Source organism: Mesorhizobium sp. NZP2077, from assembly GCF_013170805.1.
Lineage (GTDB): Bacteria > Pseudomonadota > Alphaproteobacteria > Rhizobiales > Rhizobiaceae > Mesorhizobium.
Map to the genome: position 1 here is coordinate 1,283,603 of NZ_CP051293.1, position 26,882 is coordinate 1,310,484.

Sequence of the window (26,882 nt, forward strand, 5' to 3'; positions counted from 1 at the left end):
ATCCCGTTCTCAAGGAGGCCGTCATGGCGCCCCGCGTTCTCGTCTCTGACAAACTCTCTCCCACCGCCGTGCAGATATTCAAGGATCGCGGCGTCGAGGTCGACTATCTGCCCGACCTCGGCAAGGACAAGGAAAAGCTGCTCGAAGTGATCAGCCAGTATGACGGCCTCGCCATCCGCTCGGCGACCAAGGTCACCGAGAAGCTGATCAGCGCCGCCACGAACCTCAAGGTCATCGGCCGCGCCGGTATCGGCGTCGACAATGTCGATATACCGGCGGCCAGCCGCAAGGGTATCATCGTGATGAACACGCCCTTCGGCAATTCGATCACGACGGCCGAACATGCCGTGGCGATGATCTTTGCGCTGGCGCGGCAGATCCCGGAGGCCAACGCCTCGACCCATGCCGGCAAGTGGGAAAAGAACCGCTTCATGGGCGTCGAGATCACCGGCAAGACGCTGGGTGTCATCGGCTGCGGCAATATCGGTTCGATCGTCGCCACGCGCGGCGTCGGCCTGAAGATGCATGTCATCGCCTTCGACCCGTTCCTGTCGGACAAGCGCGCCGAGGAGCTGGGTGTCGACAAGGTCGAACTCGACGAGCTGTTCGCGCGCGCGGACTTCATCACGCTGCACACGCCGCTGACCGACAAGACGCGCAACATCATCGATGCCGCGGCAATCGCCAAGATGAAGAAGGGCGTGCGCATCATCAATTGCGCGCGCGGCGGGCTGGTCGTCGAGGCCGATCTGATCGCGGCGCTGAAGAGCGGCAAGGTGGCGGGCGCCGGCATCGATGTGTTCGAGGTGGAGCCGGCCGAGCAGAACGCGCTGTTTGGCATGGAAAACGTGGTGGCGACACCGCATCTCGGCGCCTCGACGGCGGAGGCGCAGGAGAATGTCGCGCTGCAGGTCGCCGAGCAGATGTCGGACTATCTGATCAAAGGCGCGGTCTCCAACGCCATCAACATGCCGTCGATCACGGCGGAGGAAGCGCCGCGGCTGAAGCCCTTCGTCAAGCTCGCCGAAGTGCTCGGCGCCTTTGTCGGCCAAGTCACCGAGGATCCGATCAAGGAGGTCGAGATACTGTTCGATGGCTCGACCGCGACGATGAACACGCGCGCGCTGATCAGCGCTGCCCTTGCCGGGCTGATCCGGCCGCAGGTCGCCGACGTCAACATGGTGTCGGCGCCGATCATGGTGAAGGAGCGCGGCATCATCGTCGCCGAGGTCAAGCGCGACAAGTCGGGCGTGTTCGACGGCTACATCAAGCTGACGGTCAAGACCGAGCATATGACGCGCTCGATCGCCGGCACCTGCTTCTCGGACGGCAAGCCGCGCTTCATCCAGATCAAGGGCATCAACCTGGACGCCGAGGTCGGCCAGCACATGCTTTACACGACCAACGCCGATGCGCCGGGCATTATCGGCCTGCTCGGCACGGTGTGCGGCGAGAACGGCGTCAACATCGCCAATTTCCAGCTTGGCCGCAACCGGCCGGGCGGCGACGCCATAGCGCTGCTCTATCTCGATGCGCCGTTCCCGGAAAAAGTGCTGGAGCAGGTGCGGGCGCACAAGTCGATCGACTCGGCCAAGCGGCTGCAATTCGACGTGGGCGGGGTCTGATCCCTGCTTTCGTCAAGATCAGAAGGCGCGGCGTTGGTCGCGCCTTCTTGCTGCTCAGCGCGTCGTGGAGCGGTCCAGCATCGCCTTCCTGCGTCCGCTGTATTCGGCGAGCGCGATGCCGCCCAGCACGAGGACCAGTGCCAGCGCCTGATAGAGCTGGAACGTTTCGCCGACGATCAGCACCGAAAGCAGCGTGCCGAAGATCGGCACCAGATTGATGAACAGCCCGGCGCGGTTGGCGCCGATCAGCTCGTTGCCCCTGATGTAGGTTATCTGCGAAATGACCGAGGCGCCGATCGCGGTGTAGATGATGACGGTCCAGCCGCGTGCATCGGGCACGATCACCTTGCCGGCGGCGACCTCCCACAGCAAGAAGGGCAGCGAGGTGATGAGCGCTGCGATCGACATGGCCAGCATCAGGCTCTGCCAATGCATCGCCGGCTTCAGCCGCAAGCCGACCGAATAGCCACTGTAAAGGATGACCGCCACCAGCATGATGGCGTCGCCGAAATTGAGTTCCAGCGTCAACAGCCGGCGCGGGTCGCCGTGGCAAGCGGTCAGGATGACGCCGGCAATGGTCAGCACGACGCCTGCAATCTGCGCCCAGTTCACACGCAGGCGGAAGAAGATGAAATTGGCTGTCATGATCAGGATCGGCATCGCCGCCTGTTCGATCGAGACGTTGATCGCGGTCGTGTAGTTGAGCGCCGTGTAGAAGATGGTGTTGAACAGGGTAAAGCCGCTGGCGCCGAGTGCAGCCAGGACGAACCAGTGCCGGCGCACCACGGGCCAGTCCTCCTGGATCGTGCGCCAGCCGATCGGCAGCAGGATCGCCACCGCCAGCACCCAGCGCAGGAAGACCAGCATCATCGGCGAGACGTGGTCGACCGCAAGCTTGCCGGCCACCGAATTGCCGCCCCACAACAGGGTGGTGAGCAGCAGGAATAAATAAGCGCTTCGGTGCATCGCGGGATTCCGGCCGCGACGGATGCGTTGCGGTGTTTGCCGGCCTATTGCCCCCGTCATCCCAAGTAAATGATGTCAAAGCCGAAAATTGTTGTGCCTCAGGGCATTTTCGGCGGCAAAGAAAGGTCGCACTCGCGAGGTCTTGACGCTATAGAGGCCTGTCGTTTCGAACCATATCCAAGCCGCTCGGCGGCGTCTCAAGGGAAAAGAAACATGGCCAATGTGGTGGTCGTCGGCTCGCAATGGGGCGACGAAGGCAAGGGCAAGATCGTCGACTGGCTGTCGGAGCGCGCCGACGTCGTGGTGCGTTTCCAGGGCGGCCACAATGCCGGCCACACGCTGGTCGTCGACGGCAAGGTCTACAAGCTGTCGCTGTTGCCGTCCGGTGTCGTGCGGCAGGGCAAGCTGTCCATCATCGGCAATGGCGTGGTCTTCGACCCGCATGCTTTCGTGGCGGAGGTGGCGAAGCTCAAGGCGCAAGGTGTCGAAGTAACGCCGGATCGCCTGAAAATAGCCGAAAACACAGCGCTTATCCTGTCGCTGCACCGGGAACTGGACGGATTTCGCGAGGACGCCGCCTCAAATTCCGGGACGAAGATTGGCACGACCCGGCGGGGCATTGGTCCGGCCTATGAGGACAAGGTGGGTCGGCGCGCGGTGCGGGTGATGGATCTGGCGGATTTGGAAACACTGCCCTTGAAGATCGACAGGCTGCTGACGCACCACAATGCGCTGCGCCGTGGGCTTGGCCATGCCGAAGTCACGCATGACGCGATCTTGAGTGAGCTGACCTCGGTCGCCGACGAGATCCTGCCCTATATGGACCGTGTCTGGAAGATCCTCGACGACAAGCGCCGTGCCGGCGAGCGCATCCTGTTCGAGGGCGCGCAAGGCACGTTGCTCGACATCGACCACGGCACCTATCCGTTCGTCACCTCGTCCAACACCGTGGCCGGGCAGGCGGCCGCCGGCTCCGGCGTCGGTCCGGGCGCGATCGGCTATGTCCTCGGCATCACCAAGGCCTATACGACGCGTGTCGGCGAAGGTCCGTTCCCGACCGAACAGAAGAACGAGATCGGCGAATTCCTCGGCACGCGTGGCCACGAATTCGGCGTCGTCACCGGGCGCAAGCGCCGCTGCGGCTGGTTCGACGCGGTGCTGGTGCGCCAGGCTGTCGCCGTCAACGGCATCAAGGGCGTTGCACTGACCAAACTCGACGTGCTCGACGGGCTGGACGAGATCAAGGTCTGCACCGGCTATCGCCTCGACGGCGAGATGATCGACTATCTGCCGGCGAGCCAGGGCGCACAGGCCCGTGTCGAACCGGTCTACGAGACGCTGGAAGGGTGGAAAGGCACCACCGCCGGCGCGCGCAGTTGGAACGATCTCCCGGCCCAGGCGGTCAAATATGTCCGATACATAGAGGAGCTGATCGGCGCGCCGGTCGCCCTCCTCTCCACCAGCCCGGAACGGGACGACACAATACTTGTGACCGATCCGTTTCAAGACTAGTTTCTGAAGCCTTTCCGGGCATCGCGGCTGATTTGCGGGGGCCGGCGCGGAAGCAAAAATACAGGTCGACTGAAGCATGGCAGATTTTGTTGCTGTTCTGAAAAAGGCGCTCGACAAGTATGGCGAGCCGACGCCCGAGACGCGCACGCGGACCTATGACGGCGCGCGTTCCGCGCTGGTCAAGAAGCTTGCGGAATTTTCGCCGCCATTGTCGGCCGACGTCGTGGCCAAGCAGAAGCGTTCCCTGGAAGACGCCATTGCGAGTGTCGAGCGCGACTATGCCAAGGGCGTGCCGGAAGCCGATCCGCTCGCCGAACTGGAACACATCTTTTCCTCGATCGACCGCAACAAGAACCAGCCGAGCCACACGCGCCAGCCGGTGAAGGCGGAGCCGGCGTCGCCGGCGCCGCCGGTTACCAAGCCGGAACCCTACAAGCCGGAACGCTACCGGCCCGCGCCGCCGCCGGCCGCGAAAGTCGAGCCGAGCTGGCAGCCCGCACCGGCGCAGCCTGCCCCGAAGCCGGCGGACCAGCCGCTGCCGGGCATGCTTGCGGATCGCGACGATGGCCAGGATGACGTCTTCCCGAACGACGAGGAGCCAGTCGCGGAAGCTGACGCTTTCCCACGCCTGCGTCCGGCCGAGCGCAAGCGCAGCTATGGCGGGCTGATTGCCGCCGTGGTTGCCCTGCTGGTCGTTGCCGGCGGCGGCTATGGCATCTGGCTGAACAAGGACGCCTTCAGCAAGATGCTGGGCCTGGACGGCAGCAAGGTTGTTGCCAAGACCGAACCGGTGAAACCGGCGCCGGCCAAGCCAGCGACCGATGCGGCGGCGACGCCTCCGGCGCCCGCGGCAGGCGCCGAAGGGACGAAATTCACGCAGCGGCTGACGCCTGAAGGTGGCGAAACCGACCCCGGCCCTGCCGGTGGTCAAACCGGCATAGGCGAGGGTGAATCCGTCGCCGCGCTGACGACGCCGCCTACCGCCACGAATGCGCCGGTCGCGGCGCCACCGGCTGCAGCCGCGCCCGCCGCGGCGACACCTGCTGCTGCGGCACCTGCTGCGACCGCACCCGCGGCAGGCGCCGCGCCCGCCGCAACCCCGCCTGCCAACGGAACCGCGCCCGCGGCGCCGGCCGATGCCGCCGCCACGCCGCCGCCCGCTCCGGCAACCGGTACACCGCCGGCAGCCGCCACACCCGCGACACCGGCGCCCGCTCCGGCGACGGCGACCTCGGTTCCGGTCGGCCAGAAGGCGATCTTCTATGAGGAGCGCACCAGCACGGCACAGGGTTCGGCCGACCCCGGCAGCATCGTCTGGTCGCTGGTGCAGGAATCGCCCGGCGGCGACCTGCCGCCCGAGCCGGCGATCCGCGCCGAAGCAACCATCCCCGGCAAGGACATCCAGTTGCGCATGACCATCCGCCGCAACACCGACCAGACGCTGCCGGCCAGCCACATCATCGAAATGATCTTCCTGACGCCCGACGGGTTTGAGGGCGGCGGTGTCGACAACATATTGCGCGTCGCCATGAAGAGTTCGGAGCAGGATGCCGGCAGCCCGCTGATCGGCATTCCGGCCAAGATCGCCGACGGCTTCTTCCTCGTCGCGCTCAACGACACCAAGGCCGACGAGGACGCCAACATGACCTTGTTGCGCGGCCAGGACTGGATCGACGTGCCGGTTGTCTACAAGACCGGCCGACGGGCGCTGCTGACCATGGAAAAGGGCATTCCCGGCGAGAAGGTGTTCGACGAGGCAATCAAGGCCTGGCAGGCCAAGACGGCGGGCTGAGAGGGCGGCGTAACGGTCGCCTTCGTTCAGAAACCTTGGAACAGCATGTCGAGCGCGGCGACAATGTCGTCGTGGTGCTTCGTCAGGTTCAGCCGACTTTCACCCAATTCGCTTATTGGAACGGTGGCAATCAGGTGTGTCGCCATGACCAGCTTCCGGCCATTGATCTCGAAGATCGGGTGAAGCTTTCGCATCGGCGGCGGCACCGCTGCAATCGGAAGAAGCGGGACGACGACCCGTGTCTTGAAATTATCGAGCAGGTCGGATTGGACGTCGAGCAGATAGTTGCCTTCGATGCGGCCGGCGAAGACATCATAGCGGGCCATCAGAACTGCCGGTATTCGTCCAGTGGAATGCCGTTTTTCTCGACATAGTCGTTCCACGCATCCATCGTGGCCCGGTTCTCAAGCTTCCACAGCCGCGTCTTTTCAGCCGCCACAGCCTCCGCGATGCCGGCTTCCGCGGCGCGCGAGACATTCACGTCAAGCCCCTTGGCTTCCCTCATGAGGTTGGAATCGATGGACAGATTTGCTGGCTGACGGATCGCATTCAAGGCAATCTTACGCATTATACCCTCCGCAACATGCGCATAATATATGCGCATTCTCGTACGAGAGCAATAATCGGGCGAATATGGGTGAGGCGCCCGGCCCTCCGCTATGGCCGAGCGCTCCTCACCCCTCCATCTCTTCCCGCAGCATCTCCAATTCCAGCCACTCTTCCTCGAGTGCGGCCAGTGTCGCACGTTCCTTGTCGAGGGCGGCGATGGTCTTCTGGAACGAGGCCGGATCGCGTTCGTAAAAGGCCGGATCGGCGATGTTGTTCTCCAGCCGCGAGATCGACGCCATCACCGCCTCGATTTTCTTCGGCAGCGACTCCAGCGCAAATTTCTGCTTGAACGACAGTTTCTTCGCCGGTCCTTTTGGCGCTGCCGCCTCGCTCTTGCCTGGCGCCGACCCGTCGCCAGCTTCGGCCTTGGCGCGCGCCTTGCGGTCGTCGAGCCTTGTGCCGCCGCGCTGCGCCAGCATGTCGGAATAGCCACCGGCATATTCGATCCAGCGCCCGTCGCCGTCCGGGGCGATCAGGCTGGTTACCGTGCGGTCGAGAAAGTCACGATCGTGGCTGACCAGGATGACGGTCCCGGCAAAACCGGCGACCAGTTCCTGCAGCAGTTCCAGCGTCTCCATGTCGAGATCGTTGGTCGGCTCATCGAGCACCAGGAGGTTCGCCGGCCGCGCCAGCACACGCGCCAGGATAAGCCGCGCCCGCTCGCCGCCGGACAGCTCGCGCACCGGGGTGCGTGCCTGCTCCGGCTTGAACAGGAAGTCCTTCATGTAGGAGACGACATGGCGCTGCTCGCCATTGATGACGAGGTTTTCGCCGCGCCCGTCGGTCAGGTACTGCGCCAGAGTTTCCTGCGGGTCGACCGCCTCGCGCTTCTGGTCGAGCGTGGCGATTTCCAGATTGGTGCCGAGCCTGATCGAGCCGGCATCCGGCGCCAACTCGCCGGTCAGCATCTTCAAAAGCGTGGTCTTGCCGGCGCCGTTCGGTCCGACGAGGCCGACGCGGTCGCCGCGCTGGATACGGGTCGAGAAGCCCTTGACCACAGTGAGATCGCCAAAGCTTTTCTCGATGTTTTTCGCTTCGATCACCAGCTTGCCGGATTCGGCCGCGTCGCTCGCCACCATGGTGGCGTTGCCTTCGGCGCCGCGATGACCGCGAAAATTCTTGCGCATGGTCTGCAATTCGCCGAGTCGGCGCATGTTGCGCTTGCGTCGCGCGGTCACGCCGTAACGCAACCAGTGCTCCTCGCGCACGATCTGCCGGCCGAGCTTGTGCTGCTCGCGCTCTTCTTCTTCCAGCACCAGGTCGCGCCATTCCTCGAAATGGCCAAAGCCCTTGTCCAGCCTGCGGGTCTGGCCGCGATCGAGCCAGACGGTGGCGCGCGACACGCGCTCGAGAAAGCGGCGGTCGTGCGAGATGACGATAAGCGCAGAGGAGGTGCGGACGAGTTCCTCTTCCAGCCATTCGATGACCGACAGATCGAGGTGGTTAGTCGGCTCATCAAGAAGCAGAATGTCCGGCTCCGGCGCCATGACGCGAGCAAGCGCTGCGCGCCTCGCCTCGCCGCCCGACAGATCGCCCGGCCGCTCTTCGCCGGACAGGCCGAGATGCTCCATCAGATAGCTGGCGCGGTAGGGATCGTCGGCGGGTCCCAGCCCTGCCTCGACATAGGCGCGCACAGTGGCAAAACCCTCCATGTCGGGCATCTGCGGCAGATAGCGGACGGTCGCCGAAGGCTGGCGGAAGACCTCGCCGTCCTGCGGCTCGATCAGGCCGGCGGCGATCTTGAGCAGCGTCGACTTGCCCGACCCGTTGCGGCCGACCAGCGCGATCTTGTCACCGGCCGAAGCCGTCAAGGCTGCGCCATCGAGCAGCGGCGTGCCGCCGAAGGTCAGTTTTATCCCGTCGAGATTGAGAAGGGGCGGGGCCATGTCAGCTTTCAGGCAAGGGATAGGGATGGGCGAGCAGCAGTGCGCGGCCGTGGCCGAGCGCGATTTCGAGGCGGCCCCCGGTCTTGTCGAACTTGACCTCGTTGGAGATGGTCAGTGACGAGCCGAACGCCACCTCGACCTCGCTCAGCGGCCATTTGGCGCCGGAGACGGTCAAGCCGGCAAGCTCGGAAAAACCGAGGATCGAAAACAGCGTGCCGTCGGCATAGTCGAACCCGGCCTTTCCCAACAGCAAGGGCACGCCTTCCTGGGCGCCGCTGGTCAGCAGCACGTCCCTTCCAGCCTCGGCCAGCCGCAGGGCGAGCGCCAGATGCAGGAAGGCGTGGTCGGCACGCTTGCCGCCAAAAGCGCCTGCCAGCACAAGGCGGGTCGCGCCGCGGTCGAGGGCTGCAGCGATCGCCAGTTCGCCGTCGGTCTTGTCCTTTTCCGCCGGAAAGGTCTGGCGGGGCACCGCGGCGAGATCGTCCGGCAGATTGGCCGGCACGGAATCGAAATCGCCCACCCACAGCTCAGGCACAAGGCCGAGCAGCCGCGCATGGCCGATGCCGGCGTCGGCGGCGATGACGCGCGAGCCTTCGACCTGGCGGTCGAGCCGGGGCGTGCGGATGAGATCGCCGCCAAGCAGGATGGTGAATGTGCTCATATCTGGTGGCCTGTACCAGCCCGGCAGCGGAAACGGAAGGCCGGCAAACTGCCACTTGCGCGGTTCCTCGGCCGGGCCTATGTGTCGAAACGCTCTAACGGGGTGCCGGCTGCGATCTTCGCGGACCGGCTGAGAGGCAATCTCGCCAACCCGCTGAACCTGATCCGGTTTGTACCGGCGGAGGGATTAGACGTTTCGGACAGTCCGACGCCTCAATTCCTTTCAATTCGAACGAAGGAGGCGCCGATGCGCACGCTTTTATACGCTCTTGTCTCAGCCATGGTCGTGGCGCTGTCCGGGCCGGCCTTGGCCAAGGACAAGCTCACTGTCTACACTTATGAGAGCTTCACCGCCGACTGGGGTCCCGGCCCGGTGGTGAAGAAGGAATTCGAGGCCGAATGCGGCTGCGACGTCGAGTTTGTCTCGGTCGCCGATGGCGTGGCGCTGCTCAACCGCGTCAAGCTCGAAGGCGCATCGACAAAGGCCGATATCGTGCTCGGCCTCGACACCAATCTTACTGCCGATGCGAAGGCCTCTGGCCTGTTTGCCCCGCATGGCGCGGTGAGCGATGTCAACGTGCCGGGCGGCTGGACCGACGACACTTTTGTTCCCTTCGACTACGGCTATTTCGCTGTCGTCTATGACACGCAGAAGCTGAAGACGCCGCCCAAGAGCCTTAAGGATCTGGTCGAAGGCAGTGCCGACGACAAGATCGTCATCCAGGATCCGCGCACCTCGACACCCGGCCTCGGCTTGCTCTTGTGGATCAAGTCGGTCTATGGCGACAAGGCGCCGGAAGCCTGGGCCAATCTGAAGACAAAAGTGCTGACCGTGACGCCGGGCTGGAGCGAGGCCTACGGCCTGTTCACCAAGGGCGAGGCGCCGATGGTGCTGTCCTACACGACCTCGCCAGCCTATCACATGGTCGCCGAGAACACCGAGCGCTACCAGGCGGCTTCCTTTGAAGAAGGCGAATATCTGCAGATCGAGGTCGCCGGCATCACCACGACCGGCGCGAAGAACCCGCTGGCGGAAAAGTTCATGGCCTTCATGACCGGGCCGAAATTCCAGGACGCCATCCCGGAGACCAACTGGATGTTCCCGGCAGGCAAGACCGACAAGCCGCTCAACCCGGCCTTCGACAAGCTGGTCAAGCCGACCAAGACGCTGCTGTTCAGCCCCGAGGAGGTTGCCGCCAACCGCAAGGCCTGGGTGGATGAATGGCTGGCGGTGATGAGCAAGTAGGCAACGCGATGGCGCCGGCACATCCCACGGATCCTCGTGTCGGCGCCGGCATCGTGGCGCTTGCCGCGATCACCCTGTTGATCGGCGGCGCGTTTGCCGGGCTGCTTGTCGAAGGCGCCCACGACCTTTCGGGCGCCTGGGCAGCCTTCGATCCCTATCTCCTGCGCGTCGTGCGCTTCACGCTCTGGCAAGCGATCATTTCGACGCTGCTTTCGGTCGGCCCGGCACTATTCGTTGCGCGTGCTCTGTCGCGGCATCCGCGCTTCTTTGGCCGCGCCTTCATCCTGCAGCTCTTCGCCGTGCCGCTGGCGCTGCCGGCGATCGTCGCGGCGCTTGGCATCCTGGCACTTTATGGCCGCGCCGGCTATTTTGCCGGCTTGTTCAGCGCCGTTGGCGGCCCGGGGTGGCCAGGCATTTACGGCCTGTCCGGCATTCTGGTCGCCCACGTCTTCTTCAACCTGCCGCTCAGCGTCCGGCTGTTCCTCGAGGCGCTGCAGACAATTCCCGCGGACCAATGGCGGCTGGCGAGCCAGCTCGGCATGGGGGCGCGAGCGGCGTTCCGGCTGATCGAATGGCCGATGCTGCGCGCCGCTCTGCCCGGGATCGCCGGGCTGGTCTTCATGCTCTGCATCACCTCCTTCACCATCGTGCTGACACTCGGCGGCGGACCGGCCGCGACGACGCTGGAGGTCGGCATCTATCAGGCGCTTCGATTCGACTTCGATCCCGCGCGTGCGGTGACGCTGACATTGCTGCAGATCGCCTTGACCTTGCTGGTGGTGCTGGCGCTGACGCGGCTTGGCGCCAATGTCGTTGGCGACAGCAACCTGCCAGTGGCGCCGCGCCGCTATCTCTCCGTCAACGGGACCGAAGCGTCGCTGAACGCCGGGCTCATCGTGCTGGCGTTGCTGTTCGTTGTCGGACCGATGGCAGCCACGGTGATCGCCGGATTGGGTGCCGATCTCGGCCGGCTCGCCGGCGAAGCGACCGTGCGGCAGGCGACGCTGACCAGCGTCGTGCTCGCCTTCCTGTCGGCGCTGCTTTCGGTGATGCTGTCGCTGGCCCTGACCATGGCCCGCCGGGCGCTGGCGCTGGGCCGCGGCACCGGCCCAAAGACACTGCTTGAGCATGTCACCGATACCGGCGCCGGCTTTGTCCTGGTCGTGCCACCGATCGTCATCGGCGCCGGCTGGTTCCTGTTGCTGCGCCATGGCGGCGACGTCTTCGCCGTCGCCCCGGTCATGGTCGTCACCGTCAATGCCGTCATGGCGATGCCGTTCGCGCTGCGCGCCGTCCGCCCCGCCTATGACGCGGCGAGCGAGCGTCATGAACGGCTATGCGCGCAGCTGGGTATCTCCGGTTGGGCCAGGCTGCGGCTGGTCGACTGGCCATCATCGCGGCGTCCGCTCGCCACCGCCTTCGCCTTCGCCATGGCGCTGTCGCTCGGCGATCTCGGCGTCATCGCGTTGTTCGGCAGTGATTCCGTGCAGACCTTGCCCTACCTTCTGCTTTCGCGCATGGGCAGCTACCGCACCGAGGACGCCGCCGGCCTGGCGCTGTTGCTTGGCCTGGTCTGCCTCGCCTTGGTGCTGGCAGCGGACTGGCTGGGAAGGGAAAAGGTCCGCAATGTCTGACGGGGCGATGGGCGGGAAGGGTGCTCCGGTGCGGCTGGACAAGGTCTCGTTCAGCTATGGCGAGGCATCGTTCGCTTTCGATGTCGACTTCGCCGCAGCGGAAGTCACCGCCATCATGGGGCCGAGCGGTTCGGGCAAGTCGACGCTGCTCAACCTGGTCGCCGGCTTCGAGACACCACAATCCGGCCGCGTACTGATCGGCGGGGTCGATGTCGGCGCCTCGCCGCCGGCCGCGCGGCCAGTGTCGATGGTTTTCCAGGAGAACAACCTTTTCGCCCATCTTTCCGTCGAGGAGAATGTCGGCCTCGGCCGCTCGCCATCGCTCCGGCTGACCGAAGCCGATCGAAGCGCCATCGCCGAGGCGCTTGCGCGCACCGGCCTTGCCGGCAAGGAAAAACGCCTACCGCGCGAACTTTCCGGTGGCGAACGCCAGCGCGTTGCCCTGGCGCGCGTGCTGGTGCGCGATCGCCCGGTGCTTCTGCTCGACGAGTCCTTTGCCTCGCTTGGACCCGCCTTGCGCGACGACATGCTCGACCTGGTTGCCGGCCTCCATGCCGAACGCGGCATGACGGTCCTTTTCGTCACGCACCAGCCGGAAGATGCCCGCCGTATCGGCCAGAATGTGGTGTTCCTTGACAATGGCACTGTTGCTGCCACCGGCACGGCGGCCGATTTTTTTGCCGGGGCTGGCCCGGAGGCGTTCCGGCGCTATGTTGGCACAAGCATCCAGACGGCTGGATCACGAGATATTGCCCGGAAGCGGACATAATTTACGCCCAAACCGGTTCGAGGCAATGTGGCGCTTGCTTGCCATGACTGGAGTAGTGTGGCTAGGTCCGCTCAATACCGGTCCGGCAAACGCCGTGATTTGCCTACAGCATCCGCCGTCCGCCCTGAGGGACGTGCGACGGATGCTGTAGCAGTTTGAAGTAGCGCGTGACACTCTTCGAAGATCGCCCCCGATCATCGTCGTCATGCGCCGGGACCCGAAAGGAAGCCGTTCTGGCGATCGGCGTTGACAGGCTAAGAATGAATCCGCTGGCGCGCTTTCTGGCGCTGGCCGGCGTTGCCGTGGCCTTGGCAAGCTGCCAGATGTTCACGCCTCCGGACGTGCAGGAATCAGGCTTCCAGCCTTCCGACAAGCCGATCACGGTTGACAATGTCGGCGCCAACAACAAGCTCGCGGAGCTGGCCAAGGCGCAGCATCCGCGCATCCTGGCCACCTATGGCGGCGAATATTCCGATCCCAAGCTCGAGCGCATGGTCGCCAAGGTCGTAGGCAACCTGACCGTGGTGTCGGCCAACCCGACCCAGACCTATCGCATCACCATTCTCAACTCGCCCAACGTCAACGCCTTCGCGCTGCCGGGCGGCTATCTCTACATCACGCGCGGCCTGCTGGCGCTGGCCAATGATTCGTCCGAGCTAGCCGCCGTCATCGCGCATGAGATGGGCCACGTCACCGCCAATCACGGCCTGCAGCGTCAGCAGCTGGAGGCCGAGGAAGGCCTGGCGACCAAGGTGGTCTCGGACGTGCTCGGCGACAGCCCGACGGCCAAGGCGGCGCTGATCCGTGGCAAGCTCAGGCTGGCACAGTTCTCGCGCAACCAGGAACTGGAGGCAGACGCCATCGGCATCAAGTCGATCGGCGAAGCGGGCTACGATCCTTACGCCGCCGGACGCTTCCTGCAGTCGATGTCGGCATACACCGATTTCCGTTCGATCAGCGGCGCCACCGACGCCAGCCTCGACTTCCTGGCGACGCACCCCAACACGCCGCAGCGCATTGATCTGGCGCAGCGCCATGCCCGCCAGTTCGGCGCGCCCGGCGTCGGCACGCGTGACCGCGATTCCTTCCTCGCCGGCATTGACGGGCTGCTCTATGGCGACACGCCGGAAGAAGGTTATGTGCGCGGCGAGACCTTCCTGCATCCGGGCCTCGGTGTGTCGTTCACGGTGCCGGACGGTTTCATCATCGACAATTCGGCGGCAGCGGTGACGGCGACCGGGCCGGGCGACATTGCGATCCGTTTCGATGGCGTTTCGATCGACAAGAACCGCGCCCTGACCGATTACATCAGAAGCGGCTGGGTGGCGGGTCTCGACGACAGCACGGTCAAGCAGGAAACCATCAACGGCAACGAGGCCGCGACCGCGCATGCCGGTGCAGAAGGCTGGCAGTTCGACATCGCGGTGATCCGTGCCGGCGGCCAGGTCTACCGGCTGCTGACCGCGGCGCCGTCGGCCAGCACCTCGCTGGAGACGGTGGCGCGCTCGGTCAGTGGTTCGTTCCGTATCCTGAGCCCCGCGGAAAAGGCGGCCTTGAAGCCGCTGCATATCCGCGTGCTTACCGTGCAGCCGGGCCAGACCATGGGCACGCTCGCCGCGCAGATGGTCGGCGTCGACCGCAAGCTCGATTTGTTCCGGGTGCTCAATGCGCTGTCGCCCGGTGCCGCGGTTTCGGCCGGCGACAAGGTCAAGATCGTTACGGACAAATAGCGTCAGTCGCGGCGGGATCAGGCGGCTGTCGCCAGAAATTCCGGATTCTGTTTCACCAGCGCGACCTTCAGCTTTTCCATGGCGCGGGCCTCGATCTGGCGGACGCGTTCCTTGGAAATGCCGAGCGTCTCGCCGAGCGCTTCGAGCGTGGCGCCCTCATCGTTCAGCCGGCGTTCCTCGATGATCCTGAGTTCCCGCGCATTGAGCGCGTGAAGAGCCTCTTTCAGCCACAGCGAGCGACGTGCCACGTCGATCTTGTCGCCGACAATCTCATCGGGCAGCGGGTCGTCGGAGACAAGAAAGTCCATCCGCTCGGTGGCGCCGGCATCGTCGCCAAGCGGCATGTTGAGTGAGGAGTCAGGCGCCGACAGCCGTGAATCCATCATCGCCACGTCGGCCTCGGAGACGCCAAGCGCGACCGACACCTCGCGGTAGAGGGTTGTGTTGGAAAGCGGCTCCGCGCCGTTCGCCAGCCGGGCACGCAACCGTCGCAAGTTGAAGAACAGAGCTTTCTGCGCCGAGCTGGTACCGCCGCGCACGATCGACCAGTTGCGCAGGATGTAATCCTGCATCGAGGCGCGGATCCACCATGTCGCATAGGTCGAAAACCGCACTTCGCGCTCGGGCTCGAAGCGGGCGGCGGCCTCGAGCAGGCCGACATGTCCTTCCTGGATCAGGTCGCCGAGCGGCAGGCCGTAGTGGCGGAATTTGGAGGCCATGGAAATGACCAGCCGCATATGGGCGACAGTGATGCAGTGCAGCGCGTTCTGATCGTTGTCTTCCTTCCACAGCAAGGCCAGCCGATGTTCCTCGTCCCGTTCGAGGTAGGGCGCTTTCATCGCCGCGCGGACCATGATCCGTCCTGCCGTGTCTTCCATCATGAGGCGCTCCCTGGCTCAGGCGATATGACTGATGTTGCGAACTTGGCAGGGCACCGGTTGAAATCGCGGCGTCCCGCCCTAGAACAGCCAAAACGTGCGGTGTGCGGGAATGGTTCCCTGGCTGTTGCCAGGCGGATCATCTTGCTTGAACGATGTCCGCACGGGCCAGTAACGACTTCGAATATCGCCAAGAAACGGAAGTTCAAGAATCTGATTTCAGAAACAAGCTGTTTTTGAAAACCAGTTCCTTATTCTTTCCGGTCGCATCTGCCATTTTCCAGCCCTCACAACATGCCTGACATCAGGCCAAAGACGGGATCACAGAAAAATGAAATGGCTCAAGTCGTTTATCGTCGCTGGAACGCTGCAGGTTCTGGCGGTCACATCGGGCCATGCCGGCGCGAATCTCGATCAGATCAAGCAGGCCGGCACCCTCAAGGTTGGCACCGAGGGCACTTACGCACCCTTCACCTATCATGACGCTTCCGGCGCGCTGGTCGGCTTCGATGTCGAGATCGCCAAGGCGATCGGCGACAAGCTTGGCGTCAAGGTCGAGTTCCTCGAAGGCAAATGGGATGGATTGATCGCCGGCCTCGACGTCAGCCGTTATGACGCCGTCATCAACGAGGTCGGCATCACCGATGCCCGCAAGGCCAAGTACGACTTTTCCGATCCCTACATTGCCTCCAAGGCCGTGCTGATCGTGCGCGGCGACAACAGCGACATCAAGACTTTCGCCGATCTCAAGGGCAAGAAGTCGGCGCAGTCGCTGACCTCGAACTTCGGCAAACTGGCCGAGACAAACGGCGCCGAACTCGTCGGCACCGACGGCTTCGACCAGTCGATCCAACTGCTTTTGACCGGCCGCGCCGACGCCACGATCAACGACAGCCTGTCGTTCCTCGACTTCAAGAAGCACAAGCCCGACGCCAATGTGAAGGTCGCCGCGCAAGCGGAAAACGCCGACTATTCCGGCGTCATCGTGCGCAAGGGCGATCCGGAACTGGTTGCCGCCATCAACAAGGCGCTGGCCGACATCAAGGCTGACGGCACCTACAAGAAGATCGCCGACACCTATTTCGGCCAGGACGTTTCGAAGTAATTTTTTCGAGGCGGGCCGATTGTCGCCCTGCAAGGATCCAGCGGGAGCCGTTTTTGCCGGCTCCCCGCTTTTGTCGTGATATGACGCCTGCATTCGCATTTCGACCATTCATTCTGGAGGGCCATTCGTGCCGCACTGGCTGCAACTGATGCTGGAGTCGCTGCCTTCGCTGCTCTGGGCCGCTCTGATCTTCACCGTACCGTTGACGCTGCTGTCCTTCGTCCTCGGCTTGACGGTTGGCCTCGGGGCAGCACTCGGCCGGCTGTTCGGGCCGAAGCCGCTGGTCGCCCTGGTGCGCTTCTATGTCTGGATCTTCCGCGGCACGCCGCTCCTGGTGCAGCTATTCCTGATCTTCTACGGCCTGCCGTCGGTCGGCATCCTGCTCGACGCTTTCACGGCCGCGCTGATCGGCTTCACGCTCAACATCGGCGCCTACACGTCGGAGATCATCCGTGCTGCGATCGGTTCGGTGCCGAAAGGCCAGTGGGAAGCCGCCTATTCGATTGGCATGACCTGGAGCCAGGCGATGCGGCGCACCATCCTGCCGCAGGCCGGCCGGTTCGCGGTGCCGCCGCTCTCCAACACCTTCATCTCGCTGGTCAAGGACACTTCGCTGGCCGCCGCCATCACCGTGCCGGAGATGTTCCAGGCGGCGCAGCGCATCGTCGCCACCACCTATGAGCCGCTGATCCTCTATGTCGAGGCGGCGATCCTCTATCTGGCGCTGAGCTCGGTGCTGTCGGCCCTGCAGACGCGGCTGGAAAGCCGGCTCAACCGCTATGGCGGCTTCCTGGAGGCACGCTCATGATCGGCCTCAGCAACATCGAAAAGCGCTTCGGCGACAATCTCGTGCTGAAGGGTGTCACCGTTACCATCGCCGAAGGCAGTGTCACTGCCCTCGTCGGCCCCTCCGGCGGTGGCAAGAGTACGCTTCTGCGCTGCATCAACCTGCTGGAGATACCCACCTCGGGAACCGTGCGCATTGGCGATGAGACGCTCGAGTTCCGGCCAGGCGGCAAGGTCGCGGCCAAGGATATCCAGCGCCTGCGCCTGCAGACCGGCATGGTGTTCCAGAATTTCCAGCTATTCCCGCATCGCACGGCGATCGATAATGTGATGGAAGGGCTGGTGACGGTGCTGAAATGGCCGACGGAGAAGGCGCGCGAGCGGGCGCTTGCTTTGCTGGAAAAGGTCGGCATGGCGCACAAGGCCGATGCCTGGCCGGCGACGCTGTCGGGCGGCCAGCAACAGCGCGTGGCGATCGCGCGTGCGCTGGCGCCGTCGCCGAAAGTGCTGCTGTGCGACGAGCCGACTTCGGCGCTCGATCCGGAACTGGCGCAAGAAGTGGTCGACGTGCTGGGGAAGCTCGCCAGCGAGGGCACGACCATGGTGATGGCGACGCATGATCTGCGGCTTGCCTCCAAGATCGCGCAGGAAGCGGTGTTCCTCGATGCTGGCGTCATCGTCGAGAAGGGGCCTTCCGCCGTGCTGTTCGGCAATCCGGAGCAGCAACGCACGAAGCGGTTCATCGCGACGCTGAAGCAGGAGGCGGAGAAGGAAGGCGGCGGCCAGGCGTAGGCGCGGCCGTTGTTTCGCCAGTCCGAAAAACAAAAAACCCGGCGCGAGGCCGGGTTTTTCAAATCCAGAGGCGAAAGCGATCAGGCAGCTTCTTCCTGCTCGGCTTCCTCATTGTCGGCCTTGGCGCCGCGCTTAGGGCCCTTGTTGAGGTTCACCTCGATCAGGCGCACGGCTTCGGTTTCCGACATGCGGTTGACGGCCGCGATCTCGCGGGCCATGCGGTCGAGTGCCGCCTCATAGAGCTGGCGTTCGGAATAGGACTGCTCCGGCTGGTTGTCGGCGCGGTAGAGGTCGCGCACGACTTCCGAGATAGAGATCAGGTCGCCCGAATTGATCTTGGCATCATATTCCTGGGCGCGGCGCGACCACATGGTGCGCTTGACGCGGGCGCGGCCCTGCACGACCTTCAGCGCGCGCTCGACATAATCCTCTTCCGACAGCTTGCGCATGCCGATGGAGGTCGCCTTGGCGACCGGAACCTTCAGGCGCATCTTGTCCTTCTGGAAGTCGATGACGAACAGTTCAAGCTTGTGGCCAGCCACTTCCTGCTCGTCGATCGACACGATCTGGCCAACGCCGTGCGCCGGGTAGACGATGTACTCGCCGGTCTTGAAACCATGACGCGCACCAGTGGACTTCTTCTGGGGGGTGATCGTTGCCATTACGCCCTGAACTCCTTGTTGTGGTACCGGCGTCCTGCCGGCCCGAACTCGTGCGACCGGGGAAACCGATCGTTAGCCGCACAACAGATGAACCCACCGGAAAGGCCGGGACCGGCAAACCGCACGAACTGCGACCGCCTGGCCCAGATCGCTCTGGTCCGGAGTGGGATTTTCACCTTTCAGTGATTTGGGGCGTCTGCGCCATAAATCGACGTTGTGTCACCGGCATGTTTCGCTGATGTAACACAAAAAGTCGGAAGAATCAAGGTTTTGCTGCATTCGCGAAGGCCATAGGTCCGCGCCGCCTGTCAAGGCGGTTGATGCGGCAAGGCTCTTACCTAGCGTAATACCGGCTTTCGCGGCCTTGTTGTCAATCGCCTTCGCCGGGTTCGGCCGAGAAGTATTTCTCGAACTTGCCTGCCTCACCGTCGAAGGTCTTGGCGTCTGCCGGCGGCTCCTTCTTGGCGGTGATGTTGGGCCATTTGTCGGCATATTCGGTGTTGATCTGCAGCCATTTGTCGAGGCCGGGCTCGGTGTCGGGCTTGATCGCGTCGGCGGGGCATTCGGGCTCGCAGACGCCGCAGTCGATGCACTCGTCGGGATGGATGACGAGCATGTTCTCCCCTTCATAGAAACAGTCGACCGGACAGACCTCGATGCAGTCCATATATTTGCATTTGATGCAATTGTCGGTCACGACATAGGTCATCGATCGGCTCCGGGACGTCCCAGCTAAATGGGCCAGTTTTCTTGGGCTTTTTCCGTGAGGTAACGCCTTTGCCCGTCGCTTGCAAGGGTTGCCATGCCCGACGGCTTCGGCGTTTCCGGAATGGAATTCCAGGCAGCAAGCGCGCCAGGGGCGTGCGATGTCGCGTTGAGCGTGTTGTTTGCCGGGTTCGGTTCCGTCGCGCGTCCGCCGTTGACCTGAGATCGCGGCCCCCGTTCCGGTCGGCAGCCTCAATCTTCGCCAAGCAAGCGGTCGGTCTGGCGGCGCTCTCTCTTGGTCGGGCGGCCGCTGCCGGCCTCGCGCAGCGCCGGGATAGCATCGGGAAGCGCCTCACCCTTCGGTGCGGGCGGCGGCGACATGTCCTCATAGAGGGTGCGGGCTTCCTCCGCCGGGCCGCGCCGGACACCGGCGCCGAGCACCTTCCAGACGAAGATGCGCCGGTCGAGCGTGATGGTTAGGACGTCGCCCGGCTTGACCAGATCGGAGGCCTGCGCTGCTTTGTCGCGATTGATGTGCACCCGCCCCGCGACGACCAGCTTCGCCGCCAGCGAGCGTGATTTCACCGCGCGCGAGAAGAAGAGCCATTTGTCGATCCGCTGGCGGCCTTCTGCAACCATCGAACCCGCCTAGAGCATGATGCCGAAAAGTGCGAAGCGGTTTTCGGGCGACATCATGCTCCATCTCTTAGTTTAGAGGCGGATTCAGATTTCAGGTCGAGTCGACCTGAAATCATCCGGCTCTGGCCTACTTCTTCAGCTGGTCGCGCAAGGCGGCGAGCTTGGCGAAGGGCGAATCCGGATCGAAGCGCACCGGGCGCTCCTCGCGCGGCTTTGGCTGGAAGGCGGGCTTTGCGCCGCCCTGATCGGGGCGACCGCCCTTGCCTTCGGGCCTGCCGCCCTTCCAGTCGGGACGGCCGTCACGACGCTCAGGACGCTCGCCTTGGGGGCGACCGTCGCGGCGCTGTTCGCCTTCGGCCTGCGGCTTGGGCTTGAACTTCGAGCGGTCGAAGCGCGGCTTGCCGGCACCGTCACGTCGTCCCTCGTGCGCAGGGCGTTCTCCAGGTGCAGCTGCGGCCGGAGCGCCGGCGGCATCGGCCGGCGCATTGCTGCGTCCACGTGCTTGTCCGTTGCGCTGGCGGTTGTTGCGGCCTTCGTGATGGCGGGGGCGCTGTTCGAAACGGCCCTGACGCCACAACAGGATCGGCTTGGGTGCTTCGGCTTCGGCGGCGGGCTCGCCGGCGGCCGCCTCGGCCACCACTGCGGGTTCGCCCGAAACCGCTTCCGTCGCCGGCACAGCTTCGAAAACCGGATCCGCTGCCGCGGCCTCGACAGTTTCGGCTTCCGCTTCTGGCTCGGCAGCAGGTTCAGCAGCCGCTTCGGCGGCAGCCGCTGTTGCGGGCTCTTCCGTGACCTCGGCCGGAGCTTCGGTCGGCTCTTCGGCGACAGGTTCTTCTGCCGTTTCGGCGATCACTTCAGCCGGCGCTTCGACAGCAGCCGGTTCCGAACCCTCGACTGCTGCCTCCGCCACCGCATCTGTTGCGGCAGCCTCTGCAGCCCTGGCCTGCTCGGCACGTGCAGCCTCTTCCGCTGCACGTTTCGCAGCCACGGCTTCCCGCGCGGCAGTGTCCTGCGCTTCGAGCCGCGCCTTGACCTCCGCCGCCGGCTTCGGCTCGGCGCGATAGCCGAGACCCTTGAGGATCTCTTCCATGTCGTCGGCGGTGGCGCCGAGGATCGACATCATCGGCGGCGTCACCATGAAGGACTGGCCGTCATAGGCGCCATCCGGACGCTGGCCGAGGCCGGGCTTCCAGTTGGTCGCCGGACGGATGAGATCCGCCAGCCGTTCCAATATGTCGATGCGGACGGCGCGGCGACCGAGATTGCGGTAGCCGGCAAGCTTGTAGAAGGCCTTGTCGAAGGCCGGATCGATGACCACGGACGTGCGGCCGGACGCCAGCGCGTGGACCACGTCGCCGAAACCAGGCTTGTCCTTGCCGTCATTCGTCAGCGCCCACAGCAAGGTCACCAGTCCGGCGGGCGCCGGCTTGATCAGCGCCGGCACGAAGACATGATAAGCGCCAAAGCGCACGCCAAGCCGGCGTAGCGCTGCACGACCCTCCTGGTCGAGCGACTTCATCTCCTCGGCGATATCGCGGCGGTTGATGAGGCCGAAATTCTCGACCAGCTGGAAGGCGATGCCACGACCGATGCCGGAAATCTGGTCGGCGTTCTTCAGGTCGACCAGCGGCTTCAACAGACTTTCAATCTGGAAATTGACGAAACGTTCGGCGCGCGCGGCGACCTTGTCGCGCGCCGGGCCGGTCAACTGTTCGTCGGCCAGCAGAACCAGGCGCGGCTTCAGCGCGTCTTCGCCGGAAACCAGCGTCCCGATCGGTGCACCGATCCAGCGCAGTGTGCCGTCCGAGCCAAGTGCGAGGTCGCCATTGGCGCAAGCGCCAAAACGTTCGGCGCGCGCCTCGAATTCGGCGGCCAGCGCTTTTTGCGCGGCCGTGCGCACGGCCTTGGCGTCTTCGCCGCCGGCGGTCTGGTCGGCGGTGAAGCGGAACCCTTGCAACTCGCCGACATGGTGGCCTTCGACAAGAACGGTTCCGGTAGGACTAATTTCGGCTTCAGGCATGGTATTTTCTCTAAGGCGCCGCATGAGGACGGAAGTCCTGCGGTCTACGAAGCGTTTCGTCAACCGCTCATGCAACGCATCCGACAATCTGTCTTCGATTTCGCGCGTCTTTTCCTGCCAGTGTGCCTGATCGGCCAGCCAGCCGGGCCGGTTCGACACGAATGTCCAGGTGCGGATCTGGGCAATGCGGTGCGACAGTGTGTCGATGTCGCCCTCGGTGGTGTCGGCGCGGCGCACCTGCTCGGCCATGTAGTTTTCGTCGACATGGCCATGGCGGGCAAGGTCCATATAGATCGAGGCGATGAGGTCGGCATGCTGGGCGGGCGCGATCTTGCGGTAGTCGGGCAGCGCGCAGGCTTCCCACAGCAGCGCCACGCGCTTGGCATTGGTGGCGAGCGCACGGATGTCCTCGTCGCGGGAGAGGTATTCGAGCGCCTGCGCGTCCACCGCCGGCAGCGCCCGCGTCAGGCCCTCGACCGGCGCGTTGGTCTCGATCGAGCGTTTCAATGCATCCAGACTGGCGAAGTCGAAATGGGCGGTGCGCCACTGCAGCACCTTCACCGGCTCGAAATCATGGCCTTCGATCTTCTTGACCAGGTCTTCGTCGAGCGGGTCGACCTGGCCGGTAACGCCAAAGGTGCCGTCGCGCAGATGCCGGCCGGCGCGGCCGGCGATCTGGCCAAGCTCGGCCGCCGTCAAATTGCGATACTGGTAGCCGTCGAATTTGCGGTTCTGGGCGAAGGCGACATGGTCGAGATCGAGGTTGAGGCCCATGCCGATGGCGTCAGTGGCGATGAGATAGTCGACATCGCCTGACTGGAACAGCGCCACCTGGGCATTGCGGGTGCGCGGCGAGAGCGCCCCTAGCACGACGGCCGCTCCACCCTGCTGGCGGCGGATCAGTTCGGCGATGGCATAGACCTCGTCGGCCGAGAAAGCGACGATCGCCGTGCGGCGGGGCAGTCGGGTCAGTTTCTTCGAACCGGCATAGGCCAGATGCGACAGCCGCGGCCGCGTCACCACCGAGACGCCCTTCAGCAAGCGCTGGAGGATGCCGTGCATGGTAGCGGCACCCAGCAGCAGCGTTTCCTGGCGGCCACGCAGATGCAGGATGCGGTCGGTGAAGATGTGGCCGCGTTCGAGGTCGCCGGCCAGCTGCACCTCGTCGATGGCGACGAAGGCGGCGTCTGTCTCGCGCGGCATGGCCTCGACGGTGCAGACAGAATATTTCGCGCCGGGCGGCTGGATCTTCTCCTCGCCGGTGATCAGCGCGACCTTGTGGGCGCCGACCTTTTCGCAGACGCGGCTGTAGACCTCCCTGGCCAGCAGCCGGAGCGGCAGGCCGATGACACCGGTTTCGTGCGCCACCATACGCTCGATGGCGAGGTGGGTCTTGCCGGTGTTGGTCGGGCCAAGCACCGCGGTCACGTCGCGGCCCGACAGGATCAGCGGCTCAGTGTGTTTCGGCTGGATGTTCATCGACCTGGAAATAAGGCTTTCTGGCCTCTGGTTGTCGGGAGCGCGCCCCAACTGGCGCGTATGACAGGCGACACATAGGGATTTCGGGCGCGAAGCGAAAGCGGAATGTTCCGCCAGCGGCTCGAAGGCCTCGCTGTCAAGCCCTTAAGTGGTTGCTGATTAAGAGTTGGAACGAGTCTGGAACGAATCGGCGACGAATCAGTGACTCCGACAGATTCAGCTTTTGTTCACGGCTACATGTGGATTTCGTGACCATGAGTCTCACCACATGCTGAATCGCCGAACTGGCCCGTTTTATGCTAGGCGAGCTTAGCTATTAATCTTTGCCGTGAAACGAGGGAGACGACGCGATGCTGGTCGCCCAAGGTAATGAAATTGTTAATCTTTCTGAACCGGGTGTTAAAGAATTACAGGCGATTCCGGGCCATTAACGTTAACTTCCGCTCAAAGCCAGAACGAATAGGAGACAAAACAGCGCTGGCGGAATTTTCCCGTTTTGTTCCGCCAATATCTGGTGTTGTGAACAGCTTATCCACCGAGAATTCACAGGCTTGCCCACATGGTTCGCACACGCGGCGCTGCCGCCATTAACCTTTGCGTGCCGGATTGGGGCACATCCCCAAAGTCAATGCGCGTCGTGACCCATAGCGTAGCGTTGTAATACGGGGCCGATGTTTCGGATGATGTCTTCATGGGATAGCGCGACCACCGGCTCAAGCCGTAGCAGGTATCGGCACATGGCGAGACCCAGCAACTGGCTGGCAACCAGCCCGGCGCGTCTACCGGCATCCGCCGGGTCACCGATCGAAGCGACCATGGGCCTCACCTGGTTGGCGAAGACATCGCGGACCTTGTCGGCTGCGTGCTCGTTCGAAGCCGCCGAGCGCAGCAGGATTATCATTCCGGGTCCGTTGGCCGGACCTTCCCAGTTCACGAGAAAGCGCCTGATCAGCGTTTCGCCGATAGCGGCTGGATCGATCCGCTGATCGGGCAGTTGCAGGTTCACGACTGCCGCCCTGGCGAACAACTCGTCCTTGCTGTGGAAATAACGGATCACCATCGCCGGATCGATTGAGGCCTGTGCTGCAACGTCTCGGATGGAGGCGCCGTCATAGCCGTGCTCGGCGAAAAGTTGGCGCGCGGCTTCGAGGATTTGAGCCCGTGTACGGTCTGACTTGGTTATTTTTTTCGGCTGATTCTCGGTCATGAAAATGCGTATGCCAACACCTGTTGACAAATGCAATGCGGTTCGCTAAAAAGTCAACGATTGTTGATAAATGGAGGTGGGAAAATGCTGCCCGAAAAAACTGAAGTCCTGATCATAGGTGCTGGTCCGACCGGCATGGCGCTGTCCATTGCACTGCACCAGGCCGGTGTCGATCACGTGCTGATCGAGAAGCTTGCGCAGGGCCTGCAGACGTCGCGCGCCGGTGTCATCCATGCGCAAACACTGGAATCGCTCGAACCGCTCGGCGTCACGCAGCGGCTGAGCGAGCTTTCGGTGAAGCTGAAAGATTTCACCATACGCGACCGAAACAGGGCGCTGCTCAAGCTCGATTTCGGCAAGCTCCCATCAAGATATCCTTACTTGATGATGCTGCCGCAGAATCTGACCGAGCAGGTGTTCGCCGAACGGATCTTCGCACTTGGCGGCACCATTCATCGCGAAGTCGAGGCTGTGGCGTTTGCTCAAGACAGTGACGGCGCGCGGGTGACAGTGGTCGAAAACGGCCAAGAGAAAATCATATCGGCGCGCTACGTCGTCGGCGCCGACGGCATGCAGAGCCTGGTACGCAAGTCGACAGGCATCGAGTTCGACGGCGAGGCGTATGACGGCTCGTTTGTGCTGGCAGACGTTCGTCTCGACTGGCCGGTGGGGCCGACAGAGGTGTCGCTGTTCTTTGCCCCGGCCGGACTGGTGGTTGTGGCACCACTTCCGGACGGATCTTATCGTGTCGTCGCGACAATGGATGAGGCGCCGGAGAAACCTGATGTCGCCGACATCCAGGCGCTGCTCGACAGCCGTGGACCGACAACAAAGAGAGCCCGGGTGCTTGGCATCACCTGGAGTTCGCGATTCCGCGTTCATCATCGCTTGGTCCGGGCCTATCGCAAGGACCGGCTGTTCCTGATGGGCGATGCCGCCCATGTCCATAGCCCGGCGGGTGGGCAAGGCATGAACACAGGCATCATCGATGCTGTCGTGCTTGGCCAATTGCTTGGCGATGTGGTGAACGGCGTTCGTTCCGAGGCGGAACTCGACCTTTATGAAACGCTGCGCCGCCCGGCGGCTCAGGAGGTCCTCGGACTCGCGGGCAGGATGACCGACATGGCGCTTGCCCGCAATCCGGTGAAGCGGTTCCTGCGCAATCTGGCGCTTTCCGTGGTGAACCTCAGCCCGCTCCTGAAGCGTCGCATCGCGCTGAAACTGTCAGGGCTAAGCCGGGCGTCGCTGGCCCGGCTTCCGGCGCCTTCGGGCAAGCCGGGATCAGTCGCGGCCAGCAAGTCTGAAGCCGGACCCGAACTGAAACTGGCTGCCTGACAAATCGCGATTGTCAGGCAGCCAGGCGGTTGCCGAGCGTCGCCAAGCCTCAGACGAAGTACTGGCCGCCATTGGCCGTGATGGTCGAGCCGGTGATGAAGCCGGCATCCTCCGAAGCGAGGAAGACGACGCAGCGCGCGATCTCCTCCGGTTCGCCGAGGCGGCCGACCGGGATCTGCGGGATGATGCGCTCGTTGAGCACCTTCTCGTCGATCGCCTTGACCATCTCGGTGGCGATGTAGCCGGGGCAGATGACGTTGACGGTGATGCCCGCGCGAGCACCTTCCTGAGCCAGCGCCTTCGAGAAGCCGATGTCGCCGGCCTTGGCGGCGGAGTAGTTGACCTGGCCGGCCTGGCCCTTCTGGCCGTTGATCGAGGAGATGGTGATGACGCGGCCGAACTTGCGCTCACGCAGGCCGTTCCACAGTGGATGCGTCATGTTGAAAACACCGGACAAATTGGTGTCGATGACCTCTTTCCACTGCTCGCGCGTGATCTTGTGGAACATGGCGTCGCGGGTGATGCCGGCATTGTTGACCAGAACCGAGACCGGGCCGAGGTCGGCCTCGACCTGTTTGATGCCGGCAGCACAAGCGTCATAGTCGGCGACCGACCATTTGTAGACCGGAATGCCGGTTTCGGCTTTGAACTTCGCCGCCGCCTCGTCATTGCCGGCATAGTTCGCGGCAACCGAATAGCCGGCGTTCTTCAAAGCGATCGAGATCGCCGCACCGATGCCACGCGATCCACCCGTGACGATTGCAACCTTGGTCATGCATTTCCCCTTTTGATATCACCCTGTTGTCGGGCTTGGCAGGCACTGGATAGGAAACGGGCGGCTCGGG

23 protein-coding genes and 1 riboswitch are annotated in these 26,882 nt (G+C 63.8%); of the genes, 11 read left to right on the forward strand and 12 right to left on the reverse strand.

Features of this window, described 5'->3' with window-relative positions; genetic code table 11:
• Positions 1 to 23: 23 nt before the first annotated feature.
• Positions 24 to 1,625: a phosphoglycerate dehydrogenase gene (serA, locus tag HGP13_RS06270; protein ID WP_172222860.1), complete on the forward strand. Its 1,602-nt coding sequence runs from the start codon at positions 24 to 26 to the stop codon at positions 1,623 to 1,625.
• Between the two features lie 54 nt (positions 1,626 to 1,679).
• Here serA and HGP13_RS06275 read toward each other — a convergent pair whose 3' ends face one another.
• Complete coding sequence (locus tag HGP13_RS06275) at positions 1,680 to 2,591, reverse strand: DMT family transporter (RefSeq protein WP_172222862.1); 912 nt, start codon at positions 2,589 to 2,591, stop codon at positions 1,680 to 1,682.
• A gap of 213 nt (positions 2,592 to 2,804) precedes the next feature.
• Between HGP13_RS06275 and HGP13_RS06280 the strand changes: the two genes are divergently transcribed.
• Together HGP13_RS06280 and HGP13_RS06285 are read left to right on the forward strand one after the other, a co-directional pair.
• On the forward strand, positions 2,805 to 4,103 hold the full coding sequence (locus tag HGP13_RS06280; protein ID WP_172222864.1) for an adenylosuccinate synthase: 1,299 nt from the start codon (positions 2,805 to 2,807) through the stop codon (positions 4,101 to 4,103).
• Positions 4,104 to 4,179: 76 nt separating this feature from the next.
• Positions 4,180 to 5,895: a hypothetical protein gene (locus tag HGP13_RS06285; RefSeq protein ID WP_172222866.1), complete on the forward strand. Its 1,716-nt coding sequence runs from the start codon at positions 4,180 to 4,182 to the stop codon at positions 5,893 to 5,895.
• A 26-nt stretch (positions 5,896 to 5,921) separates the two neighbouring features.
• Here HGP13_RS06285 and HGP13_RS06290 read toward each other — a convergent pair whose 3' ends face one another.
• The 4 genes from HGP13_RS06290 to HGP13_RS06305 form a co-directional block, all read right to left on the reverse strand.
• Positions 5,922 to 6,221 carry a CcdB family protein gene (locus tag HGP13_RS06290; RefSeq protein ID WP_172222868.1) on the reverse strand — a complete coding sequence of 100 codons (300 nt, stop codon included), beginning with the start codon at positions 6,219 to 6,221 and terminating at the stop codon, positions 5,922 to 5,924.
• Complete coding sequence (locus tag HGP13_RS06295) at positions 6,221 to 6,463, reverse strand: type II toxin-antitoxin system CcdA family antitoxin (RefSeq protein ID WP_027053876.1); 243 nt, start codon at positions 6,461 to 6,463, stop codon at positions 6,221 to 6,223. The genes HGP13_RS06290 and HGP13_RS06295 overlap by 1 nt, the downstream gene beginning before the upstream one ends.
• A 106-nt stretch (positions 6,464 to 6,569) precedes the next feature.
• Positions 6,570 to 8,390 carry an ABC-F family ATP-binding cassette domain-containing protein gene (locus HGP13_RS06300; RefSeq protein WP_172222870.1) on the reverse strand — a complete coding sequence of 607 codons (1,821 nt, stop codon included), beginning with the start codon at positions 8,388 to 8,390 and terminating at the stop codon, positions 6,570 to 6,572.
• Between the two features lies 1 nt (position 8,391).
• Positions 8,392 to 9,051, reverse strand: a complete 660-nt coding sequence (locus HGP13_RS06305; RefSeq protein ID WP_172222872.1) for a thiamine diphosphokinase — start codon at positions 9,049 to 9,051, stop codon at positions 8,392 to 8,394.
• Between the two features lie 88 nt (positions 9,052 to 9,139).
• A riboswitch (TPP riboswitch) is annotated at positions 9,140 to 9,254 on the forward strand.
• 43 nt (positions 9,255 to 9,297) lie between these two features.
• Between HGP13_RS06305 and thiB the strand changes: the two genes are divergently transcribed.
• The 4 genes from thiB (at position 9,298) to HGP13_RS06325 (ending at position 14,429) form a co-directional block, all read left to right on the forward strand.
• Positions 9,298 to 10,296 (forward strand): thiamine ABC transporter substrate binding subunit, encoded by a 999-nt coding sequence (gene thiB, locus HGP13_RS06310; RefSeq protein ID WP_172222874.1) that lies wholly within the window; start codon positions 9,298 to 9,300, stop codon positions 10,294 to 10,296.
• 8 nt (positions 10,297 to 10,304) lie between these two features.
• Positions 10,305 to 11,930, forward strand: a complete 1,626-nt coding sequence (thiP, locus tag HGP13_RS06315) for a thiamine/thiamine pyrophosphate ABC transporter permease (protein ID WP_172234626.1) — start codon at positions 10,305 to 10,307, stop codon at positions 11,928 to 11,930.
• Positions 11,923 to 12,699 (forward strand): thiamine ABC transporter ATP-binding protein, encoded by a 777-nt coding sequence (gene thiQ / locus HGP13_RS06320; protein WP_172222876.1) that lies wholly within the window; start codon positions 11,923 to 11,925, stop codon positions 12,697 to 12,699. The genes thiP and thiQ overlap by 8 nt, the downstream gene beginning before the upstream one ends.
• Before the next feature lie 260 nt (positions 12,700 to 12,959).
• Positions 12,960 to 14,429: a M48 family metalloprotease gene (locus HGP13_RS06325; protein ID WP_172222879.1), complete on the forward strand. Its 1,470-nt coding sequence runs from the start codon at positions 12,960 to 12,962 to the stop codon at positions 14,427 to 14,429.
• Positions 14,430 to 14,446: 17 nt separating this feature from the next.
• Here HGP13_RS06325 and HGP13_RS06330 read toward each other — a convergent pair whose 3' ends face one another.
• Complete coding sequence (locus HGP13_RS06330; RefSeq protein ID WP_172222882.1) at positions 14,447 to 15,310, reverse strand: RNA polymerase factor sigma-32; 864 nt, start codon at positions 15,308 to 15,310, stop codon at positions 14,447 to 14,449.
• Positions 15,311 to 15,638: 328 nt separating this feature from the next.
• Here HGP13_RS06330 and HGP13_RS06335 point away from each other — a divergent pair, with 328 nt between their 5' ends.
• From HGP13_RS06335 to HGP13_RS06345, 3 genes are all read left to right on the forward strand, one after another.
• On the forward strand, positions 15,639 to 16,412 hold the full coding sequence (locus tag HGP13_RS06335) for an amino acid ABC transporter substrate-binding protein (protein WP_172222885.1): 774 nt from the start codon (positions 15,639 to 15,641) through the stop codon (positions 16,410 to 16,412).
• Positions 16,413 to 16,539: 127 nt separating this feature from the next.
• Complete coding sequence (locus HGP13_RS06340) at positions 16,540 to 17,220, forward strand: amino acid ABC transporter permease (RefSeq protein WP_172222888.1); 681 nt, start codon at positions 16,540 to 16,542, stop codon at positions 17,218 to 17,220.
• Positions 17,217 to 17,990: an amino acid ABC transporter ATP-binding protein gene (locus HGP13_RS06345; protein WP_172222891.1), complete on the forward strand. Its 774-nt coding sequence runs from the start codon at positions 17,217 to 17,219 to the stop codon at positions 17,988 to 17,990. Before HGP13_RS06340 ends, HGP13_RS06345 begins: the two co-directional genes overlap by 4 nt.
• Before the next feature lie 80 nt (positions 17,991 to 18,070).
• Here HGP13_RS06345 and HGP13_RS06350 read toward each other — a convergent pair whose 3' ends face one another.
• The 5 genes from HGP13_RS06350 to HGP13_RS06370 all read right to left on the reverse strand — a co-directional run bounded on the left by HGP13_RS06350 (position 18,071) and on the right by HGP13_RS06370 (position 24,702).
• Positions 18,071 to 18,652, reverse strand: a complete 582-nt coding sequence (locus tag HGP13_RS06350; RefSeq protein WP_010911999.1) for a CarD family transcriptional regulator — start codon at positions 18,650 to 18,652, stop codon at positions 18,071 to 18,073.
• Positions 18,653 to 19,022: 370 nt separating this feature from the next.
• Positions 19,023 to 19,361, reverse strand: a complete 339-nt coding sequence (gene fdxA, locus HGP13_RS06355; protein ID WP_095201183.1) for a ferredoxin FdxA — start codon at positions 19,359 to 19,361, stop codon at positions 19,023 to 19,025.
• Positions 19,362 to 19,609: 248 nt separating this feature from the next.
• Positions 19,610 to 19,996, reverse strand: a complete 387-nt coding sequence (locus tag HGP13_RS06360) for an RNA-binding S4 domain-containing protein (protein WP_172222894.1) — start codon at positions 19,994 to 19,996, stop codon at positions 19,610 to 19,612.
• A gap of 127 nt (positions 19,997 to 20,123) precedes the next feature.
• The gene (locus tag HGP13_RS06365; RefSeq protein WP_172222897.1) at positions 20,124 to 23,495 is read right to left on the reverse strand and encodes a helicase-related protein; all 3,372 of its coding nucleotides are present in this window, start codon (positions 23,493 to 23,495) and stop codon (positions 20,124 to 20,126) included.
• 625 nt (positions 23,496 to 24,120) lie between these two features.
• A complete protein-coding gene (locus HGP13_RS06370; RefSeq protein WP_172222900.1) occupies positions 24,121 to 24,702 on the reverse strand; it encodes a TetR family transcriptional regulator in 582 nt (193 codons plus the stop codon).
• An 84-nt stretch (positions 24,703 to 24,786) separates the two neighbouring features.
• Between HGP13_RS06370 and HGP13_RS06375 the strand changes: the two genes are divergently transcribed.
• Positions 24,787 to 26,037, forward strand: a complete 1,251-nt coding sequence (locus tag HGP13_RS06375) for an NAD(P)/FAD-dependent oxidoreductase (RefSeq protein ID WP_172222903.1) — start codon at positions 24,787 to 24,789, stop codon at positions 26,035 to 26,037.
• 49 nt (positions 26,038 to 26,086) lie between these two features.
• On the opposite strand, the gene phbB is transcribed toward HGP13_RS06375, so the two are convergent.
• Entirely contained in the window at positions 26,087 to 26,812 is a 726-nt protein-coding gene (phbB, locus tag HGP13_RS06380) for an acetoacetyl-CoA reductase (protein WP_172222906.1), read from the reverse strand.
• Positions 26,813 to 26,882: the final 70 nt, after the last annotated feature.